Genomic DNA, 20,617 nt, shown 5'->3' with positions numbered 1-20,617 from the left:
CGCCACAACTTCAATTGCAGAAAGAGCCGCCTCGGTGGTCCCCGCCCCCGGAGGGGGAGGGTTAGGGAGGGGGAGTTAGCCTGCCCTCCCCCCCCCTCCGGGGGGAGGGGAAAAAGGAAAAGCCACCCCCTGCGGGGTGGCTTTCCGGTGCAGATTTTGCTGAAGCGTACTGCTAGTGTTCTTCGGTGTGCCCACCGGTCATGCCTGCGCTAAAGGTATGGCAGTTGCTGCAGTCATACCCTTTGCCCTGGACGTGCCTGCTGTGGATGTCGTTGGCGTTGGTGAAGGTCTCCCTGCTGTGGCAGTTGTCGCACAGGGTGGTGGTCGGCTCTTTCAGCGGGTAGCCGGTGCCGTGGCAAGCCGCGCAGTTCTTGCGGTCGCGATGGTTGCTGTGCAGGCTGGTGAAGCTGGTGTAGCTCTTGAGCGAGTGGCAGACATCGCACATCTGGGCGGTGGTACCGCGGCGGGTGTAGCCCAGGGTCGAGAACGGAATCCTGTTGGCACCGGTGGTGATCTGCGGGTGGCAGCCGCCGTTGGCGCAGGAAACCGCGGTGGTCTTGGGACCGACACCGTGGAAGATGCCTTCGTACTGCTCGGTCGGGACGAAGGTATGGGCGTTGTAGGTCATGCCCTGGGCAGCGGCGCCGAGCTGAATGGCGGTGGCGACGTCGCCGGTCTCAAAGGCGTATTTGTTCTTCAACGGCAGCAGCTGCTTGGTGGTGGTCTCCATCGGCTGCGACCCCAGGTGGAGCTTGAAGGGGAACAGCTTGGAGAACTTGCCGGCCGGGTCTTCGAAGGCGCCGTCGGGCTTGCTGATCACCTGGACGCCGCGGGCGTCGAGACTGACGGGATCCTTGAACTTGTAGAAGTGGCTGAAACCGTTGAACCAGGCGTAGGTCGGCATCACGTTGGTGGCCTTGACCATGGTCGGATCCCACAGTGCCTTGGCCGTGTCGATCTCCATGACGGACCAGTCACGGTTCATGTCGGTCGGGATGGTCTTGGCAAAGGTCGGCACGTGGCACACGGAGCAGTTCACCTTGTCGCTGTGGCGGTTCAGGTCGCTGTAGCTCACGTTGGTGGAGCGGTGCGGAATGCGGGAGTGGCAGTTCTCGCAGCTAAGCGGCGCGGTGGTGTCGAGGGCGCGCATGTCGGAGCCGCGGCCGGCCATCTTGTGGTTGGTGGTGCGGTGGCACTCCTGGCAGGGGAAGTTCTGGCCGTCGCTGCCCATGTGCACGTCGTAGGCCTTGGTGCAGGTCTTGTTGGTGGACTCTATGTCGCCGCGCTTGTAGTTGTCGCCGCCGCCGGACTTCTCGTGGCAGCGCATGCAGGCGGTGCGGGTCGGGCGGATCACGTTCTGCGCGATGGAGAGCACGTTCAGGCCATCGGCCGGGACCATGGAGAAGGTGCCGTCGAGGTTCTGCACCACCTTCCTGGAGTAGCCGTTGCCGTGGCACATGAGGCAGTCGATGTTCTCGAGCTGTGCCTGGCTGGAGGTGGTGGAGGGCTTGAGGCCGTTACCGGCGTGGCAGACCGCGCAGCCTCCGGGGCCGGTGGTGCCGTCAGTCTTCTGGAAGATGGTCAGCCAGTTCATGTCCGGCTGGATGCAGAAGTTGTTGATGCCGCCCAGTTTGGACGCCTTGGAACCGGAGGCGGCCAGTTCGATTGCCTTCTGGTTATCGCCGGTCCACTGGTAGTGCACCGAGCCGAACATCGCTGTTGCCTGGGCCGCATGGCAGGCGCTGGTGATGCAGGTGGCGGGTCCGTTATAGGCCGTCACGTAGCTTACGTGGCTGGGGACCGGGAGCTGCACCTTGAAGGTGGTGGAGCCGGTGCCGGTGTTGCCGCTGGTGTCGGTGAAGCTGACGGTCGCGGTGTAGGTGCCCTTCGGGGCGGAGCTGGAGAGGGTGTAGTTATAGTAGGCGAAGCCGGTGTACTGGTCCTTGCTCATGGCGACGCCGTTCAAAAGCGTGGTGCCGCTGGGGTTCTTGATGGTGACGTTGGCGTAGCGGATGTTACCCGTGGTGATCCTGTTGGTGCCGTTTTCTGCGTTGGCCTTGACGGTGACGACGGAGCTTTGGCCGTAGTTCAGCTTGTTGGTCGCCGTCTGCACTGACAGCGTCGCGGCAAAAGCGGTGCCGTAGAAGGATGCCAGCAGCACGCCCCCTACCAATACGGTTTTCTTCATGTCTACCTCCTTGGAATTTTTCCCTGCAGTGATGAATCAACAGTCTTCCGTGGCCACGGGTGCTGTTTTGCAAACGTTCGGCAATAAGCAACCCTTATACCAACTTGCCCGGCGGTAATAACTACGCGATATTTCTAATTAAATTCCAGGAGGCTCGCAAAAGGTGAACAGGGATAGGTGGGGGACCTCACCTTCTTGGGTGTTTTACACCACAAGATAGGGTGAAATGCCTATTAGAACTGAAACGTTGACATGCTAAGGGAAATTTCATACAAAAGCAGGCGGCTCAAGCAGCCGACAACGTCCCCCCAAGTGAGGAACTCAATGAAGAAGACTATCTGCCTGCTCATCGCATCCCTGCTGATCGGTTCCTGGTGCAGCGCCCAGGACATCCCGGTCAAGCTGATCAGTTCCGGAGTGGGGACCAGGCAGTTCCCGGACATCTACGGCAACCGCGTGGTCTGGCAGGATACCCGCGACGGCAAGGCGGACATCTACCTCTACGACATTGAGACCGGCACGGAAACCCGGATCACCCAAGGTGGGGACAACCACAAGAAACCGCGCATCTACGGCAACAGGATCTACTGGCAGGATTACCGCAACGGGACGTCGGACATCTACATGTACGACATCGCCGAGGGAAAAGAAGCGCCGGTAGTCCTTTCCGCCGTTCCCAAGGTGGACCTGGCAGTGTCGGATCGCTACCTGGCCTATACCGAGATGAACGAAGGCAAGGCGACGGTCTGCCTCCTTGATCTGCTGACCAGGAAGGAAAAGCGCATGGAAGCCGGGCCGGCAGGCCAGGGTTTTGCCGCACTTGGAATCGACTACCTGGCCTGGAAGGATGAGCGTAACGATTCAGGAGACATCTACCTGTACGACCTGGGCAAGGGGAAGGAGCAGCGGGTGACCTCCAATCCGGAGGCCCAGTGGTCGCCGTCGGTGTACGGCAGCCTGGTGGTCTGGGAGGATAACCGCAACAAGGACGTGCTCCCCAACTACGACATCTACCTGTACGACGTCAACAAAAGACAGGAGCGCCGGCTCACCACGAGCGATGCCAACCAGCGCTTTCCGCGTATCTGGGGCACCAAAGTCGCCTTCGTGGACAACTCCCAGGGAGAAGTGGAGAACATCCACGTCCTCGACCTGGTCACCGGGAAAGAGACCGCGCTGGCAGGCTGCAGCCAGGACCGGTACACCCCCGCCATTCACGGCAACTACGTGGTCTTCAGCGACTTGAACGGCATCTACCTGGCCGACATCAGCCAGACCCGCTAAACGAAAACGAAAAGCCGGCCCTTGGGCCGGCTTTTTCAATTCCCTCCGCGCTGCTCCCGAATCATTCCTGGTCGCCCTGCTCTTTTTCTTTTCCTCTCTTGCAGTGCTGGTCGAAACATGAGGGACAGATGCCGTGACTGAACATGGCGTCGGTGTGCTCCGAGATGTACTGCTCCATCTGCTGCCAGATCTCCTCGTCCTTGCGGATCTTCTTGCAGTAGGAACAGATCGGTATCACCCCCTCCAGGATGTGAACCTTGGCCAGCGCCGCCTCCAACTGCTCCACCTTGGTCGCCAGTTCCGCCTGGATCGCCTTACGCTGTGCCACGTCCTGTTCCAGGGTCTGGTTCAACTCCTGCAGTTCTGCGGTCCGCTGGCGCACCTGTCCCACCAGTCCTTCCCGCTCCGCGCGCAGGTGGCGGGACAGATCGTTGAAGGTGCCGGTCAACTCCACCAGTTCCCTGGCCCGCGACAGTTGCGGGATATCCTGCCCAAGCCGGGTCTCGTCCCGCAAAATAGCATCGGTGCGGTCGCGCAGCAGCGCCAGCGGGTTCAGCTGCATTCCAGCTCGCTCGCGCCAAGGGGTGCCCCAAGTGCAACGGCTCAGGCTACAAGGGGAGGCTCGGCCTGCACGAGTTGCTCGATTGCGGCGACGAGATGAAGGCATTGATCAAGGGGAAGGCAGAAGTGGCGCGATTGAGAGATCAGGCCATAGCCGATGGTATGACTACTCTCAAGCAGGACGGAATACTGAAGTGCATGCAGGGGCTCACCGACATACACGAGGTGCGGCGGGTCTGCATCAAGTAGCAGGTTGTCTTTCGGGTGCAGATGCGTTATAACGCTCTCGTTCGCTGCAATTCTCGCGCAGTCACAGGGCCATGATCTACAAGAACCTCAACCACAAAAGCCTGCTGCTACTGGTCACCTGCATCACCTCGATCTGCATCCTCACCTTCGGGATGCGGGGACCGGACCTGTCGCGCCCGAATCGCCCCAAGCCCAAGCCCCGCGCCTACATCGAGGAGCAGTTCAAGAAGTCGCAGGAGGGCGTGGCCAAGAAGCACCTGGACCAGATCCAGGCCGAACTGGCGCAGGCCTGCGAACCCGTTCTCCACGCCACCTTCGTCACCGAGTACCCGCCCGCCTTCCAGGGCGTGGCACCCTCCCCGCTTTGCTCCAGGCTATCACGGGGGCCACCTGCTCTCGCCGTCTGACATCCAGCAGTCACTGCACCGTTTTGCAGTCACAGCAGCGCAGAGCAGCGGTTGCTTGCGCCCGCACGCGCTTTGCCCCGCTCACCTATAACGAAAGCATAAGGGAGGAACTCCATGAAAAAGACTTTGAAGCGACTGATCCCGGTCCTCTGCACCGGCGTATTCATTTTTAGCGGCTGCGCCAAGCAGCAGACCGTAAAGGGCGACCAGGGACTGGCCCCCTCGGCAACCACCCAGCAGGCGGCACCCGCCCCGGTGCAGGCTCCCGCCCCCGCAGCACAGGCCGCTCCGACCACCACCGCGCTGCCGTCGTCCTCCATCAAATCCGAGCCGCTCCAGTCGCAGCCCGCGCCGCTGACCCAGAAGGAGGTAGCCCTGGTTGGCGCACTGGAGAAGATTTATTTCGACTTCGACTCCGACGTGCTGAGCGACGCAGCCAGGAAAACCCTGACCGACAACTACGCGAAGCTCAAGGCGATGCCCAACGTGAAGATCCGCATCGAGGGTAACTGCGACGAGCGCGGCTCCGACGAGTACAACCTGGCACTCAGCGAGCGTCGCGCCCAGTCCGCGATGAAGTACCTGGTGTCTTTGGGGATCCCCGCCAGCCGCCTCTCCACCATCGGCTACGGCGAGGAAAAGCCCGCCGTCACCGGCCACGACGAGGAGGCCTGGGCCAAGAACAGGCGCGACGAGTTCAGCATCAACAAGTAGACCGACGGAAGGGGACTGGCTCCGCCAGGTGCCTGTCCCCTTGGCTTGCCGAAGTCGGCTGGGCTGGACTGTTATACGTAACGGAAAAGGGGCCGCAGCAGCGGCCCCTTTTTACTTGGTGGGCTAGGCGATGGATTGTAAACCTTTACACTTCACCAGCGACAACAATTTGAGTGACGCCCCTGTCGGTCTTTTCTCGCCCCGCTCCCACTTGCTGACCACTCCGGGAGTCACGTTCAGGTACTGAGCGAATACTGCCTGGCTTACCCCAGAGCGTCTCCTGACATCTACGATTTCCTCGGGAGAGAGCGGTTCCACCGTGGTCAGGCAGGTTTTGTCGAAGCCTCGCATTGTCCTTGCGCTGATGATGCCTGCTTCGTATAAGTCATTTGCAGCTTCATGAACAGCCGCCGCTATATCACTCTTCGCTGGTTTGCTCATTCCTCACCTCAAGTAAAGCCCCTTCGATTATGGCTTCTGAAAGCCTGTCTTCGGAGAATGCTCCATAGATCGCGGCCAGTTTCTTCAATGTTCGGAGGTCCTCTTCGTCTACGTTATCAGCGGCGCTTTTTGAGAAACCATACAGGAAAATGGCCCTCGATCCTTTCCTGTAAGCAATTATGGTTCTGTATCCTGCTCTCTTACCCCCGCCTGCCCTGGCAATGCGCTTTTTGATAAGCCCACAGCCTAAGTCAGCATCTACATTCCCTTTTTCCACTTCACCGATTGCGTTAACAAGTAAAGCCTCGTCGAGACTGTTTTTCTTTGCGAACTTGGCAAACCATTTGGTAGCTAATATTCGCACTTATTCCTCCGACTATAGCACTGAGAGCTATAGATTAGCAACAGTCCGATCTGGCATCCCCAAGGATGACGCTGACTAAGATGGCGCATCTGGTATTCTAGTGGGCGCAACATTACACGCAACCAATAAAAGCATCGTCACCCGCGGCGGGGGTGGCGATGCAAAGGGGGCTACAAGTGGCGTCAGTCGAGAGAAGGGTGGTCGTAGTGACCGGAGCTTCAGCAGGTTTGGGACGGGCGATCGCACAGGCTTTCGCGCGCGAGGGGGCCAGCATAGGACTTTTCGCCAGGAACCGCGAAAGACTCGAAGCGACCAAACTCGAGGTCGAACAGTTGGGAGGGAAGGCGCTGGTATTGGTGGGGGACGTGGCGGACGCGCAGCGAGTCGAGGACGCGGCGGAAGAGGTCGAGCGTGAGTTCGGCCCCATCGACGTCTGGGTGAACAACGCCATGACCTCGGTCTTCTCCCCCTTCAACCAGATGACGCCGGAGGAGTTCAGGCGGGTGACCGAGGTGACTTACCTTGGCGCGGTACACGGCACCATGGCTGCGCTGAAACGGATGCTTCCGCGGAACCGGGGCAAGGTGATCCAGGTGGGCTCGGCGCTGTCGGACCGCAGCATCCCGCTGCAATCCGCCTACTGCGGCGCCAAACACGGCATGAGGGGCTTCACCGACTCGATCCGCTGCGAGCTGATCCACGAGAAAAGCCGCGTGCACATTACCATGGTGCAGCTTCCCGCCATGAACACGCCGCAGTTCGACTGGGTCGAGTCGCGCCTCCCCAACCGGCCCCAGCCGGTACCTCCCATCTACCAGCCCGAGGTCGCTGCCGATGCCATCGTCTGGGCGTCGCACCACCGGCGCCGGGAGATCTACGTCGGTCTGCCGACGGTGAAGGCGATGTGGGGCAACAAATTTATCCGGGGCCTGCTCGACGTCTACCTCGGTCGCACCGGGTACAAGTCGCAGCAGACCGACGAACCGGAGCGCCCGGACCGGCCGGCCAACCTCTGGCAAACCGTCCCCGGCCCCTATACCGCGCACGGCCGTTTCGATGCCCGCTCGAAGGGGGTGAGCCCGCAGGTCTGGCTATCGGAGCACAAGTGGGGCGTAGCTGCTTTGCTGGCAGGAAGTGCCGTCTTCACCGCCGCTCTCTGCAGCGCCAGGAGGAGGCGCTAAGATCGGTGATAGCAGAAGGGACAGGCTCCTTTAGGTGCCTGTCCCTCTAGCGGAACGCTCCCTTCCGCCGCCACCTGACCCAAACCGTACTAAGCGGGGATTGAGGTCTCGGATCTGCCGACTAAGTGCAAATCCCCCCTGTCCCCCCTTCGCAAAAGGGGGGGACGTGATGCGCTTGCCTTATCTTTCGTGGCTTCTCGTCCTACCCTTCCCATAACTCTCACCACTCCCACAATTCCGAGAGAGACCAAGTAAAGGGTTTGCACTGGGGTGAGATGCACAAACTAACAGGGGGGGACGGCTGCTGCCGTCCCCCCCTTGTTGTGTCTAACCCTTGCCGGTTACTCTTTGCTCCTCTTGAAGTAAGCCAGGAATTCCTGCCTGGTGAGCCACTTCTTGCGTACCAGGTGCTCGATGCTGCGGCTCATGGCCTGGCGCTCGCCGTCCTTCATCTCTCCCTTGAGCAGCACGAAGAACGGGATGTTGCGCGTCTGCGGGTAGAGCCGGAAACGCTCCAGAAGCTCGAATGCTGCCTGGTCCGGGAGCATCAGCGCGCAGAACATCATGTAGGGGTGGATGATGGTCCCCAAGGCCACTGCTTCCTTCCCAGTGTAGGCGTTGACCACCTCGAAGCCGAGCTTGGTGATGGCGTGCTGCACCTGCTCCTCACCCTTGCGGGTCACCAGCATCACCTGCAGGTCGTAGTCGTCCGACTCGTCGGTAAGCCCCAGTTGCTTCAATTTCCTGGTCATGTAGGCGGTATCGATAGGGAGGGTGAAAAAGCCCGCCACGGGGAAGACGGCACCCACCTGCCCGATCTCGCTTAAGTACATGGGGAGAATCGGGATCTCACGGGTCGCCGGGTTCTCCTTCAGCGCCAGCAGCACGCCCCAGCCGTCATCGGACCAGGGAGAGAGATCCAGGAGGATCGCCCGCGGGGTGCAGCCGGAGAGCTCGGACACCTTGGCTGTCCTGGCCCTGTGCCCCCCTTCCGCGAGGTAGCTGCAGACGATGGCGCCGCGCTCCACCCGCTCGCCCAGTCCCATGATCCAAAGTTCTCGCTCGTCACATTCGATCATCGGTGCTCCTTTATCGTTCCCACAGCCGCGCTCTACCGCGGTCACGCGGCAGGCGAAACGGCTGTGGGGGCCGAATTTTTAATGGTTTGCGGTGCGTCGCCGCCCCGGGACCTGCCGACAGCAACCGGCCGCGATCCCGCTCCTGTAGCGTCGTTTCCGCTGATTCCCAACGCAGTACGCTGAGAATTTTTAATAAATAACATATTTTATCGACAGAGCAAGAAAAAGTTACGTGCTGTTGAATTGGCCGGCGATATGTGATACCAATCGCAGATCGTTTTGTGGGCATTGCCTAAAGGAGGGGAAGTTTATGAAGAGCAAGGTGTTTTTTGCGGATATGAGGGCGGGGGCCAAGGAAAACCTGTTCGGCAAGATCGGCCGCCTGATGCAGCAGGCCGGCCTGGCGCAGAGTGTCGCCGCCGGGGACCTGGTCGCCATCAAGGTTCACTTCGGCGAGCGGGGCAACCACACCTTCATCCGCCCCATCTTCCTGCGCCGCGTGGTGGACGAGATCAAGGCGCTGGAGGGGAAGCCGTTTCTGACCGACTCCTCCACCCTCTACCCCGGCGAGCGCAAGGAGGCGGTCTCCGCCCTGGCCTGCGCCGTCGAGAACGGCTTCGCCTACGCGGTGGTCAACGCGCCGCTCATCATGTGCGACGGCCTCAAGGGGCACAACGCCAAGGACGTACAGGTGGACGGCGAGATTCTGAAGACGGTGAACATCGGCGCCGAGATCCTGGAAGCGGACGCGCTCATCGCGGTTTCCCATTTCAAGTGCCACGAGCTGACCGGCTTCGGCGGCACGCTGAAGAACCTGGGCATGGGGTGCTCCAGCCGCACCGGTAAGATGCAGCAGCACTCCACGGTGGCACCCAAGGTAGCCGAGCGCTTCTGCAACGGCTGCAGCGTCTGCCTGAAATCCTGCGCTCACGCCGCCATCGCCATCATCGAGGGGAAGGCCCAGATCGATCCGGCCGCCTGTGTCGGGTGCAGCCGCTGCATCACCGCCTGCCAGAAAAAGGCGATCAATATCCAGTGGAACGAAAGCGCGTCGCTGGTGATGCGCAAGATGGCGGAGTACGCCAAGGGCGCCCTCCACGGCAAAGAGGGCAAGACCCTCTTCCTTAACTTCATCACACAAGTGTCACCTGCCTGCGACTGCTACGGCCATGCCGACGCCCCCATCGTGAACGACATCGGCATCTGCGCCTCGGCCGATCCGGTGGCGCTGGACCAGGCCTGTGCGGACCTGGTCAACAACGCCCGCGGCAACCAGGAGACCGCGCTCGCCAGCGGCCACGAGCCCGGCGGCGACAAGTTCCGCGGCGTGCACCCCCAGATCGACTGGGAAGTGCAGCTGGAGCACGCCGAGAAGATCGGGATCGGGACACGTGCCTACGAACTCATCAGAATCTGACCCTCAGCCGAGACATCTCCCAGTCCCCTCTCCCTCTGGGAGAGGGTGCCGCGGGGCGGGTGAGGGAGGCGCCACGAAGGGAACGTTTTGCCGATTGCGGCGCCCTCACCCCTGCCCCTCTCCCGGAGGGCGAGGGGGTAATGGCCCCTACAAGAAGCTCCCCCCGTCCAGAGAGATCAGCAGGGAGAAATTGTTCTCCCTGCGATCCTCGGTCCAGTTGTTCACCTCGTTGTACTCCCCTTTCACTCCCAGGCTGGGCTGCCGGGTCCAGTTGAAGAAGCGGGCCAGCGGATAGACCGCCTTCAGCTTGGCGCCAAGCACCTCCCTGCCGGTCCCCGGCACGCCGGTGCACTCCCGCTTGTAGCCCCCCTTGATCTCGTAGTCGAGCCTTTGCTCCAGCAGCTTGCCGGAAAGCCCCAGATTCACCGCGTACTGGTCGGTGCGCTGCGCCGCGGAGAAGTCCACCACCCTCTTCAGGGACAGGTCGGGCGCCACGGTAAAGCTGCCGGCGGAGAATTTGGGGAGGAAGCCGACGCTGGTCGTGGTCAGCTCCCGTTGCTGGCGCAGCCGGTCGGTACGCTGCGACATCCCGCCGCGAAGCCCCAGGTCCCAGCTCCCCGCCAGGTAGTTCACCTGCCCCGAAACCGCATCCTCCGCCACGTCCTTGGGCAGCGACCCGAGCGGCTCTTTCGTGCTGTCGATGAAACTCTTCTTGTACTGCAGCGCCAGGGGAAGCTCCCGCACCCCCTTGAAGCGGTAGTCGAACACCCCCTCGTAACGGTACAGCCTGGGCGCAAGCGGGTCGTTGTCCAGGTTGTCGTTGTAACGCGAGAGTTTGACGTCGAAGACGTGGGCCGCTATCGCCGTTTCCACGCCGAAGCTCCCCCCCTGGCGGTCGCGGGCAGGTCCGTCATTCATGAGCCGATAGCGGGGGCCGGTGCGCTCGTAGAGCGCGGTGTAGCGGCTGGCGCCTAGTCCCCCCGACAGTTTCAAACGGTAGGCGCTGTCACGCAAAGGCGAGGTCGGGTCGGCGGTGTTGGCGTCGTAGCTGGAATAGTCGTATTCCGCCTCGGCCGCGACTACGCCTTTCAGCGGCTCCAGCTGCGCCACCAAGCCGACCACGTCGCCCCGCCGGGCGCCCGCCGTAGGCCAGCGCCCCTCACGGTCGAGGGACTTGCGGCCCGAGAGGAAGATGGTCTTGAAGCGGGCGCTCTCGTCCAGGAGTGACAGCTCACCGGTGGCCCCCACCAAGGTATCGTCGCCCCCGCCCCCACGCGAGGCCGCAAAGGTCTCCACCACGGCCCGGTTGCCCGAGTTCCCCGTGAGCAGGGAAAAGTGCCCTCCCCGCCCGTGCACCTCCTGCAGCGTGTTCCTGGTCTGCTGCAGCTTCAAGTCACCCATCTCCGCGAAAAATTTGTAGCTGCTGCCGTCGTACTCGCCCCGCTGCAATACGAAGGTAGGGTCGGCGGCGCGGACGCCGTTCCAGGGCTCGATGGGGAATTCGGCGCGAAACTCCGTGCGGACGCCGGGGGGGACGGCAGCCGGCGCCAGGGGCAGACCGGGCAGCAACAGGGGGAAGATGTCAGGCTGTGGGGAATGCTCCGCCAGAGACGCGGCAGGTGCGACGGACGCGGCAGGCGTAGTAGGCACGACGGGCGCCACCGGCTCGGCGAACGAGGCGCCTGCGCAGGAGGGGAAAGCGACCAGCACCGCCAGCAGCACCCCCTGGACGAAGAACGCCCCGGCAGAGAATCTGCCAGGGCGCGTGGTCATGCTGTGGTTCATCGATAGAGGCGGCATCCGGTGCACCTACTGCTGCGGCCTGTCTGTCACCCGCGAGGGCGCAGTGGAACCTCCCGGGGTGGCTCCTATTTGAGGAAGCCGAATTTCTTCATGCGGTAACGGAACGCGTCGATGCCGAGGTTGAGCTTCTTGGCGGCCTTGGACTGGTTCCAGTCGGTCATCTCCAGGGACTGCTTGATCAGCTCGCGCTCCACCTCCTCGATGTCGATCCCTTCGGGGGGGAGCTTGAAGGTGGTGAGCGGCACGGTGACCTGGGAGGCCTTGGCCACGATCTCCAGCGGCAGGTTCTCCAAGAGCAGGTTTTCGTCGTTGCCCAGGATGATGGCGCGCTCGATGACGTTCTTCAGCTCGCGGATGTTGCCCGGCCAGTTGTAGTCCACCAGGAGCTTTTCGGCCATGCTGGAGATTCCCTTAGTCGGTTTGGCGAACTCCTTGGAGAAGACCTCGATGAAGTGGTTGGCCAGCACCAGGATGTCCTCCTTGCGCTCGCGCAGGGCGGGCAGGAAGATCGGGATCACCTGGAGCCGGTAGTACAGGTCGTTCCTGAAGCTCTTCTCCTCGATAGCCTTCATCAGGTCCTTGTTGGTCGCGGAGATGATCCTCACGTCCACCGGGATAACCTTGGCCCCGCCGATGCGCCGGAAGGTGCGGTCCTCGAGGAAGCGGAGCAGCTTGGCCTGCATGCCGATTTCCATGTCCCCGATCTCGTCCAGGAACACGGTGCCGCCGTCGGCCAGTTCGAAGAGACCCTTCTTGGAGGTCTTGGCGTCGGTGAAGGCCCCCTTCTCGTGGCCGAAGAGCTCGCTCTCCAACAGGGTGGCGGGGACGGCGGCGCAGTTGATGGCTACGAACGGCTTGTCGGCGCGGGCGGATTCGTAGTGGATGTACTTCGCCACCAGTTCCTTGCCGGTCCCAGACTCACCCTGCACCAGGACGGTGGAGGCGTCGCTCTTGGCCACCTTGGCCATCATCTCCAGCACGTTTTTCATGTGCTTGGAGTTGCCCAGGATCTTGGGCGGCCCCTGCTTTTTGTGCTCGCTGCGAAGCTGGACCACCTCGCGGCGCAGCTCCGAGGTCTCCAGGGCCTTCCTGACCACCAGCCCCATCTCGTCCAGGTTGAACGGCTTGTTGATGTAGTCGTAGGCGCCGTGGCGCATGGTGTTGACCGCGGTCTCCAGGCCTCCCTGGGCGGTCACCATGATCACCAGGATCTCTTCGTCGATTTCTTTAAGCCGCTGCAGTACCTCCAGGCCGTTGATACCGGGGAGGTGATAATCCAGCAGCACCAGTTCGGGCTGCTCTTCCCGGGCGATCCTGAGCGCGTCCTCTCCGGTCCCCGCGGTGCAAACCTCGTAACCCTGCTTCTTGAGGTTCTGCTCCAGGGACCACCGGATCAGGTGCTCATCGTCGACGACCATTATTTTCGCTCTGCGCATGGCGGCTCCTTAGGATGTGGTGCCGGGCCCGCTGGCCCGGGGTGGTAGGGGTCTGCCGTACTGCTTTCTGCTGCGATCGCTTAACCGATAATGCCGCTACTCAGGTGTGCTTTTTCCATCTCCTCCTGGCTCGGGCAGTACGCCGGGAGTTCCACGGAGAAGGTGGTGCCGACGCCATCCTGGCTGACGCAGGAAAGGCGCCCGCCGTGCTGCTCTATGAGGCGATGGCTGATGGCCAGGCCAAGGCCGGTGCCCTGGGCCTTGGTGGTGAAAAACGGTGTGAAGATCTTTTCCAGGATCTGCGGCGGGATCCCCGGTCCGGTGTCGTTGACCAGCACCCGCACCATGTCCATGCCGTCGACCTGGGCCAGGGAACTGGACACCGTAAGGACGCCGCCCGACTGCATCGCCTGCACCGCGTTCAGGAACAGGTTCAGGAACACCTGCTGGATCTGCTTGGGATCGACGTAGACCGGCGGCAGGTCCTCGGAGAGCTCCAGCTTCTTCTCGATGTTCTTGCCGCCACGGTGCTGCGACGCGAAGATCAGGATCTTCTTCAGGGCACTGTTGATGTCGGTGCAGGTCGGCTCGGCCACGGTCGGCTTGCCGAAGAAAAGGAGATCGTTGACCGTCTTGTCCAGCCGGGAGATCTGCTCCAGCACCTCGCCGATGATCAGGGAGCGCCCGTCCTCGGGGGAGAAGTCGTCCTTCAGCACCGTGATGGCGGCCGCGATCCCGGTGAGCGGGTTCTTGATCTCGTGGGCGATGCCGGCGGCCATCTCCCCTACCGAGGCGAGCCGGTCGGCGCGCTCCATCTGCTGGTAGTGATAGGTTTCCAACTCTTTCTTGGCGCGGTCCAGCCGGTCCACCATGGAGTCGAAGGAGACGATCAGGCGCCCGATCTCATCCTTGCCTTCCGGCGTCATGCGCACCGAGAGGTCCCCCGCCTCGACGCGGGCCATGTTCCTGGCCAGCTGGTGCAGCGGCTTCTTCACGAATTTCAGCATGACCAGCGAGATGGCCAGCGACAGGAAGCCGATGATGGCGACCGTGGACATGACGAAGAGCTTGGTCAGCTCGACGATGCGCCGCCTGGTCTCCACCAGCGAGTAGTTCACGTTCAAGAGGCCGATGATGCGGCTCTTGGCGCCGTGGCAGAGGTTGCACTGCCGGTTGTTGTAGATCGGCTTCACCATGCCGAGCACCTCGCCGTGCCCGTCCAGGGTGAAAACTCCCTCGCGCTTGTTGTCCAGGAAAAGTTTGAAGTCGTGCTGGTCCACGACGCGCCCGACCTCGGAGGCCTGGGAGGACTTCAGGATCACGCCGTGAGGATGGAAGATACGCACCCCGACCAGGTTTTCGCTCTGCCCCACCATCTCCAGGATCACCTTCACGTCCTCGGTGTTGCCGTGGCGCATCGAGTTGTACAGGGAGCGTTCGATGGTATCGAGCAGAAGCTCGCTGGATTCACGGGCGGAGTTGACGAGCTGCATCTGTTCGCGTCGCAGCGTCAGGAAAGCGAAGGTCCCGATGCCGAACACGAGCAGGCAGATGGAAAGCACGATAACCCGCGATGTGAGACTCTTGAAAATCAGGGTGCCTCCGGTTTCGGGTGCTGCTCCCCCTCCGGGAGGGGGCCCACCTGCAGCCTAGGGGGTGGTGTTTCCTCTGTTGAACCGCGACCTTCTGGTCGACGATGAATCGTCAGAACTACCGGAACTACCGGAAGTACCGGAAGTACCGGACGTGCCGGAGCTGTCTGATGCCCCCGGAGTGAACGGGCTCGGGCTGCTTTCCGTCTTCAGCCCCTGTATCGCCCCGCCGGTCTTGGTAAGCGGCGGGACGCGGTCGTACACGAATTCCCACTCGCTGTATTTTTTCTTGTGCTCGAAGTCTTCAGGGTGCAGGTCGAAGGGGAAGTTCCCCTGCTTGACCGGGGCCTGTTCGCTCTTGGACTTGACCCCGACGATCTTGCCGTCCTTCTTGATCTCGTCCCACTCCTTGCCGGTCATGGGATCGACCAGGGCATAAGGGCGCAGATAGCGCAACTTGCCCGGGGTGTTCGGGTCCTGGAGCAGCGACTTCAGCTCGGGAGGACCCGCCACCGCCGCCGGCGCGGTCGGGGCGGCGTTGGAGGGAGTCTGGCTCGACACCAGCTTCCCGTCCACGACCTTGACCTTGTACCACTTGCGCAGTGCGTCCCGGATCTGGGTGCCGCGGGAGATGAGTTCATCCTCCCGCTCGCGCTTCATGGCGGTACTCATGACCACGGCGGCCCGGCTGGCCATGATCCCGAGGATCACGGCCATCACCAGGGCGCCGATGTAGGTGAAGCCCCTGTCGGACCGGAGCGCCCGTGGCATCATTTCTTCCTCGAAACGATCTCCCTGGCCTCTTCGATGAGAGTTTCGGCGTTGAGCCCGAAATACTTGAGCAGTTCGTCCGATTTGCCGGAGGTGCCGAAGCGATCGTGAATGCCCACCCTCTTCATCAGGGTCGGGCGGGTCTCGGCCAGGAACTCGGCGACGGCGCCGCCCAGGCCGCCCACGACGGAATGTTCCTCGGCGGTGACGATGGCGCCGGTCTCCTCGGCCGCCTGGAGCACCAGCTCCTTGTCCAGCGGCTTGATGGTGCCTATGTGCAGCACGCGTGCGGAGATCCCCTCGGCCTTCAGCTTCTCGGCGGCGGTGACCGCTGCGGCGGTCATGAGGCCGGTGGTGATGAAGGTAAGGTCGGTGCCGGGCACAACGACCACGCCCTTGCCGATCTCGAACTGGTGCCCTGCCGGGAACACGCTGGGGACCTTGTTGCGGCCCAGGCGCACGTAGACCGGCCCCTTGTAGGCGGCGGCGGCACGGATGGCACCCTTGGTCTCCTCGCCGTCGGCGGGGACGATGACGGTCATGTTGGGGATGGCGCGCATGATGGCGACGTCCTCGACCGACTGGTGCGAGCCGCCGTCCTCACCGACGGTGACCCCGCCGTGGGTGGCGACGATCTTCACGTTGGCTTTCGGGTAGGCGACCGACTGGCGGATCTGCTCCCAGCCGCGGCCGGCGGCGAAGATGGCGAAGGTGGAGAGGAAGGGAACCTTCCCCACCGCGGCAAGCCCTGCGGCGGTGCCCACCATGTTGGCCTCGGCGATGCCCATGTTGAAGAAGCGGTTCGGGAATTTCTTGGCGAACACGCCGGTCTTGGTGGACCCGGAGAGGTCCGCGTCCAGTACCACTATCTTATCGTTCTCGCCACCCAGCTCGGCCAGCGCCTCGCCGTAAGCGTCCCTCGTTGCGATCATAGTTAAGTCCCTTTCTGTATGTGTCCGCCGCCCCACGTCCCCTCCCCCGGAGGGGGAGGGTCAGGGAGGGGGAAAAAGATTTTTCGTCGCAGCCCAAGCCCCCCTCCCGACCTCCCCCCTCCGGAGGGAGGGGAATGCTGGGAGGCGTCGGAAGCTAACGGTCCTAGTCGCAGCATCCCAGGCACCTGAGCGCCTCGGGAAGCTCGTCGTCGTTGGGGGTGACGCCATGGTAGGAGGCCTTGTTCTCGAACAGGTGCACCCCTTTGCCCTTGACGGTCTTAGCGACGATGGCGGTGGGAGCCCCCTTGTGCGCCTCGGCCTGGTCCAGGGCGGCCACGATCTGCCCCATGTCGTGCCCGTCGATCTCGATCACGTTCCAGCCGAAGGCCTTGAACTTGTCCGAGATGGAGGAAACGTTCATGACCTTGGCGACGTCGCCGTCGATCTGCAGGCCGTTGGAATCGATCAGGGCGCACAGGTTGTCGCTCTTGTAGTGAGCGGCGGCCATGGCGGCCTCCCAGATCTGCCCTTCCTGCAGCTCGCCGTCGCCGAGCACCGCGTAGACCCGGTTCTCCTTGCCGTCCAGCTTGAGCCCCAGCGCCATGCCGTTGGCCATGGAAAGGCCCTGCCCGAGGCTACCGGTGCAGACGTCGACGCCCGGGGTGCCCTTGCTGTCCGGGTGCCCCTGCAGGTGGCTGCCCAGGCGGCGCAGCATCATCAGGTCCTCGGCGGGGAAGTAGCCGCACTCGGCCAGGGTCACGTAGAGCGCCGGAGCAGCGTGCCCCTTGCTGAGCACGAAGCGGTCCCTGCCGTCCCAGGCGGGCTCCGCCGGGTTGTGGCGCATCTTGTGGAAGTACAGCGCGCACACCATGTCAATGGCGGAGAGCGAGCCGCCGGTGTGGCCGGACTGCGACTTGTGCAGCGTCTTCACGATGGCGACGCGCAGGCGCCTCGCCTTTTCTTCCAGATCTGCAATCTTTTCTTTCACGAAGGTTCCTTTCAGGCTGGCTTTATTTGTCCTCGCCCGTGATCAGGTAATCGAGGATCACCTCATCCAGGCTACGATGGGCTGGGGATGCCGGGGGCGCGGCAGGGGCCGGCGGCGCCGGGGGGGGCTGCTGCGCAGGGCGCGCCATGGCGGGGGGCGCCGGTGCTTGCTGCGGTGTGGGGGATGCGGCGGCTGTCGGTGCAGCGGGACTCTGCTCTTCGGCAGCGGGACTCTTCTCTTCGCTCGCGCCCGCCGGTACCCCGTCGGGGAAGATGCGGGCGTCGAACTCGCCGTTTTTCAGGCGGCGCATCATGTCCTTGTGCTGCTCTTTCATGATCGACTCGACCACCGTTTCCAGCTGCTCCACCTTGATGATGTCGGCATAGCTGGTCTTGGCGGACGCGAGGATGACCCCTCCGCGGTAAAGCAGGGTGATGATATGGGGATTGGCAACGCCGCTGTCCTCGGTCTGGACGTGGAACAGCTCCCCTTTGTACCTGATATTGTGGTTGAAACCTAGTACCATGCTACCCTCTACGCCAAATGGCGGACCCGTGGCAAGTTAGCACAGCGGGAGCGGCGTTGCAAGCGATATTCGGGGCCAAACCGGCTCCCCTGACCGCAAAAAAGCGTTTATTTTGCCAGCAGTTCCTTGATGCGGGCCACCGCCTCCATGGCGTCCTTGGCGTAGAGGTCAGCGCCGATCTCGTCGGCGTACTGCTGGGTGACGACGGCGCCCCCCACCATGGTGAAGCTCTTCACCCCTTCCGACTTCAAGAGGGTCACCACCTCCTCCATCCGGGCCATGGTGGTGGTCATCAGCGCCGAGAGCCCGACCGCGTCCACCTGGTGAGTACGCGCCGCGTCCAGGATCTTGGCCGCCGGCACGTTCTTGCCCAGGTCGATCACCTCGAAACCGTTGTTTTCCAGAAGCGTCACCACGATGTTCTTGCCGATGTCGTGGATGTCACCCTCGACCGTGGCCATGAGGATCTTGCCGATGCTCGCCAGCCCGCCGCCGGAAAGCTCCTGCTTGAGGCGGGCGAAGGCGGCCTTCATGGTGTCGGCGGAGACCATCACCTGCGGCAGGAAGAAGGAGCCGTTGCCGAAACGCCGACCGACCTCGTCCAGGCCGACCAATAGTGCTTCGGAACTGATCTGCATCGGCGAGAGTCCCTCCGCCAGGGCCTCCTCGACCAGCGGAACCACTGCCTCCAGTTCGCCGTTGATGACGGCCTTGGCCAGGCGCCCGCGGACCCCTTCCGGCTGCGCGGCCTCGGCCTGAACGGTGGCGACGGTCCCGGCTGCGGTCGCAGGTAGCACGGTGGCGCCGACGGCCTGGCCGCGGTAAGCGTCGATGTACCCGGCGGCGTTGACGTCCTTGCCCAGGAGCACCATGGCGCTTCTCCAGGCAGACATCATGGGAGCTTCTTTCACGTTGACGATGGCGGAGGTGAGACCGGCCGCCATGACCATGGAGAAGAAGGTGGACGAGATGAGCGGACGGCAGGGGAGCCCGAAGGAGATATTGGAAACGCCGAGGGTGCTGTTCAGTCCCAGTTCGCTCACCCGGCGTACCGCTTCCAGGGCGACCAGCGCCCCCTTGGGCTCGGCGCTCACGGTGAGGGTGAGGCAGTCGACCACGAGGTCGCTGCGCTTCATCCCGGCAGCGGCGGCGCGCTCCGCGATCTTCTCGGCCACGGCCACCCTTCCCTCGGCCTCGGCAGGGATACCGGCGTCGTCCAGGGTCAGACAGACCAGTGCCGCGCCGTATTTTTTGGCCAGCGGCAGCACCGCGGCGAGGCTCTTCTCCTCGCCGTTCACCGAGTTGATCAGCACCTTGCCGTCGGCGGACTTGAGCCCCGCCTCCAGCGCCTCCGCGGAGGACGAGTCGAGCACCAGCGGCGTCTGCACGGCGCCGGAGATGCAGAAGACCGCGCGCTCCATGGCGGCCGGCTCGTCGATGCCTGGGGCGCCGACGTTGACGTCGAGCAGGGTCGCCCCCAGCTCGGTCTGCTCCAGGGCCTCGCGGCGGATGTAGCTCACCTTCCCTTCGCGCAACTCCTGCGAATAGAGCTTTTTGCCGGTCGGGTTGATGCGCTCGCCGATCAGGGCCACCGGGTGCTTCTTACCGATGGCGGCAAAGGAGCCGCGGCTGGAGATCCAGGTGGTGCCGTCATCCTCTTTGGGGGTGAAGGGGACCTGCTTGCCGGCCAGCGCGTCCTTGATGGCGGCGATATGGGCCGGGGTGGTGCCGCAGCAGCCGCCGATGACGCGCACGCCCAGCCCGATCATGCGGTCGTGGTAGGCGGTCATCTCGTCGGGGGTGCCGGGGAAGACGGTGACGCCGTCCTTCAGGATGGGAAGCCCCGCGTTGGCCTGGGAGATGAGCGGCAGGGAGGTCACCTTCCTCATGGCGCAGAGGATGTCGTAGATACCGTCCACGCCCAGGCCGCAGTTGGAGCCGATGATGGAGGCGCCCGCCGCTTCCAGGGTGATGGCGGCGGCCTCCGGCGGCGAGCCGAGCACGCTTCTCCCCTTCTCCTCGAAGGTGAGCATGGCGATGACCGGGATGTCGGCGGAAAGTTCGCGGATGGCGATCAACGCAGCGCGGATCTCCTTTATGTCCAGGAAGGTCTCCAGCGAGATGGCGTCGCAGCCGGCGTCGATGAGGGCCCGGGCCTGCTCGGTGAAGAGCGCGTGCGCCTCGTCGAAGCTCATGTCGCCTACCGGCTCCACGAAGCGTCCGGTCGGTCCGATGGAGCCCGCCACGTAGGCGTCCTCGCCGGCCACCTCGCGGGCGATGCGCACCGCCTCGGCGTTGATGCGGGTCACCTGGTCGCCCAGGCCGTAGTGATCGAGCTTGGCCTTGGTGCCGCCGAAGGTGTTGGTGACGATGATGTCGGCACCGGCCTCGACGTAGGCGCGGTGGACTCCCGCCACCACCTCGGGGGCCGTCAGGTTCATTTCCTCGGGCGACTGTCCCGGCTTCAGCCCGCGCTCCTGCAGCATGGTCCCCATGGCGCCGTCCAGAACCAGCACCCGCTCTCTAACCGCCTGCATAAACGGCATCTTCATCAGTCACCCCTATAAGGAAATTAAAAACAAAAGCATTAACACAGAGGACACAGAGAATCACGGAGTACACAGAGGAAAATCTTTTAAAGGACGTAAAGGTTTTACCCTTCTGTGCCCTCTGTGCCCTCTGTG

Annotated in this window: 18 protein-coding genes and 1 pseudogene; 6 read left to right on the top strand and 13 right to left on the bottom strand. The window is 63.0% G+C overall.

The genetic code is table 11. From position 1 onward, the window contains the following. Positions 1 to 172: 172 nt before the first annotated feature. A complete protein-coding gene (locus JFN91_RS01975) occupies positions 173 to 2,188 on the bottom strand; it encodes a hypothetical protein (RefSeq protein WP_199387532.1) in 2,016 nt (671 codons plus the stop codon). Positions 2,189 to 2,512: 324 nt separating this feature from the next. Here JFN91_RS01975 and JFN91_RS01970 point away from each other — a divergent pair, with 324 nt between their 5' ends. Further along, positions 2,513 to 3,472, top strand: a complete 960-nt coding sequence (locus JFN91_RS01970; protein WP_199387531.1) for a TolB family protein — start codon at positions 2,513 to 2,515, stop codon at positions 3,470 to 3,472. Positions 3,473 to 3,533: 61 nt separating this feature from the next. Here JFN91_RS01970 and JFN91_RS01965 read toward each other — a convergent pair whose 3' ends face one another. Continuing rightward, complete coding sequence (locus JFN91_RS01965; protein ID WP_199387530.1) at positions 3,534 to 4,034, bottom strand: hypothetical protein; 501 nt, start codon at positions 4,032 to 4,034, stop codon at positions 3,534 to 3,536. A gap of 5 nt (positions 4,035 to 4,039) precedes the next feature. Between JFN91_RS01965 and JFN91_RS01960 the strand changes: the two are divergent. From JFN91_RS01960 to pal, 3 genes and pseudogenes are all read left to right on the top strand, one after another. Then, positions 4,040 to 4,282: pseudogene (locus JFN91_RS01960) on the top strand (ATPase, T2SS/T4P/T4SS family); the annotation flags it as partial. Positions 4,283 to 4,353: 71 nt separating this feature from the next. Then, a complete protein-coding gene (locus JFN91_RS01955; RefSeq protein WP_199387529.1) occupies positions 4,354 to 4,689 on the top strand; it encodes a hypothetical protein in 336 nt (111 codons plus the stop codon). Between the two features lie 114 nt (positions 4,690 to 4,803). Continuing rightward, on the top strand, positions 4,804 to 5,403 hold the full coding sequence (gene pal / locus JFN91_RS01950; protein ID WP_199387528.1) for a peptidoglycan-associated lipoprotein Pal: 600 nt from the start codon (positions 4,804 to 4,806) through the stop codon (positions 5,401 to 5,403). Positions 5,404 to 5,526: 123 nt separating this feature from the next. Here the strand turns inward: pal and JFN91_RS01945 are convergent, their stop codons facing one another. Further along, a complete protein-coding gene (locus JFN91_RS01945; protein WP_199387527.1) occupies positions 5,527 to 5,844 on the bottom strand; it encodes a helix-turn-helix domain-containing protein in 318 nt (105 codons plus the stop codon). Beyond that, positions 5,822 to 6,208: a type II toxin-antitoxin system RelE/ParE family toxin gene (locus tag JFN91_RS01940; protein ID WP_199387526.1), complete on the bottom strand. Its 387-nt coding sequence runs from the start codon at positions 6,206 to 6,208 to the stop codon at positions 5,822 to 5,824. The genes JFN91_RS01945 and JFN91_RS01940 overlap by 23 nt, the downstream gene beginning before the upstream one ends. A 176-nt stretch (positions 6,209 to 6,384) precedes the next feature. Between JFN91_RS01940 and JFN91_RS01935 the strand changes: the two genes are divergently transcribed. After that, on the top strand, positions 6,385 to 7,389 hold the full coding sequence (locus tag JFN91_RS01935) for an SDR family oxidoreductase (RefSeq protein ID WP_199387525.1): 1,005 nt from the start codon (positions 6,385 to 6,387) through the stop codon (positions 7,387 to 7,389). 341 nt (positions 7,390 to 7,730) lie between these two features. Here the strand turns inward: JFN91_RS01935 and JFN91_RS01930 are convergent, their stop codons facing one another. Next, positions 7,731 to 8,468, bottom strand: coding sequence for a response regulator (locus JFN91_RS01930; protein ID WP_199387524.1), 738 nt, complete (start codon positions 8,466 to 8,468; stop codon positions 7,731 to 7,733). 310 nt (positions 8,469 to 8,778) lie between these two features. Between JFN91_RS01930 and JFN91_RS01925 the strand changes: the two genes are divergently transcribed. Then, complete coding sequence (locus JFN91_RS01925; protein WP_199387523.1) at positions 8,779 to 9,885, top strand: DUF362 domain-containing protein; 1,107 nt, start codon at positions 8,779 to 8,781, stop codon at positions 9,883 to 9,885. A 147-nt stretch (positions 9,886 to 10,032) separates the two neighbouring features. Here the strand turns inward: JFN91_RS01925 and JFN91_RS01920 are convergent, their stop codons facing one another. From JFN91_RS01920 to JFN91_RS01885, 8 genes are all read right to left on the bottom strand, one after another. Next, positions 10,033 to 11,685 (bottom strand): hypothetical protein, encoded by a 1,653-nt coding sequence (locus tag JFN91_RS01920; RefSeq protein ID WP_199387522.1) that lies wholly within the window; start codon positions 11,683 to 11,685, stop codon positions 10,033 to 10,035. 68 nt (positions 11,686 to 11,753) lie between these two features. Further along, positions 11,754 to 13,124, bottom strand: coding sequence for a sigma-54-dependent transcriptional regulator (locus JFN91_RS01915; protein WP_199387521.1), 1,371 nt, complete (start codon positions 13,122 to 13,124; stop codon positions 11,754 to 11,756). Between the two features lie 80 nt (positions 13,125 to 13,204). Next, the gene (locus JFN91_RS01910) at positions 13,205 to 14,686 is read right to left on the bottom strand and encodes an ATP-binding protein (RefSeq protein ID WP_328745391.1); all 1,482 of its coding nucleotides are present in this window, start codon (positions 14,684 to 14,686) and stop codon (positions 13,205 to 13,207) included. 87 nt (positions 14,687 to 14,773) lie between these two features. Beyond that, positions 14,774 to 15,487, bottom strand: a complete 714-nt coding sequence (locus JFN91_RS01905) for a type II secretion system protein (RefSeq protein WP_236014869.1) — start codon at positions 15,485 to 15,487, stop codon at positions 14,774 to 14,776. Further along, positions 15,487 to 16,419 carry a transketolase family protein gene (locus JFN91_RS01900; RefSeq protein WP_199387520.1) on the bottom strand — a complete coding sequence of 311 codons (933 nt, stop codon included), beginning with the start codon at positions 16,417 to 16,419 and terminating at the stop codon, positions 15,487 to 15,489. Before JFN91_RS01900 ends, JFN91_RS01905 begins: the two co-directional genes overlap by 1 nt. Positions 16,420 to 16,582: 163 nt before the next feature. Beyond that, positions 16,583 to 17,407: a transketolase gene (locus tag JFN91_RS01895; protein ID WP_199387519.1), complete on the bottom strand. Its 825-nt coding sequence runs from the start codon at positions 17,405 to 17,407 to the stop codon at positions 16,583 to 16,585. Between the two features lie 22 nt (positions 17,408 to 17,429). Beyond that, positions 17,430 to 17,933, bottom strand: coding sequence for a hypothetical protein (locus tag JFN91_RS01890; protein ID WP_199387518.1), 504 nt, complete (start codon positions 17,931 to 17,933; stop codon positions 17,430 to 17,432). 107 nt (positions 17,934 to 18,040) lie between these two features. Then, a complete protein-coding gene (locus JFN91_RS01885) occupies positions 18,041 to 20,485 on the bottom strand; it encodes a homocysteine S-methyltransferase family protein (protein WP_199387517.1) in 2,445 nt (814 codons plus the stop codon). Positions 20,486 to 20,617: the final 132 nt, after the last annotated feature.

The sequence above is a fragment of the Geomonas anaerohicana genome (assembly GCF_016458305.1).
Taxonomy (GTDB): Bacteria; Desulfobacterota; Desulfuromonadia; order Geobacterales; family Geobacteraceae; genus Geomonas; species Geomonas anaerohicana.
The sequence above is the reverse complement of the archived record's forward strand: the minus strand, read 5'-3'. Positions and strand labels throughout refer to the sequence as shown.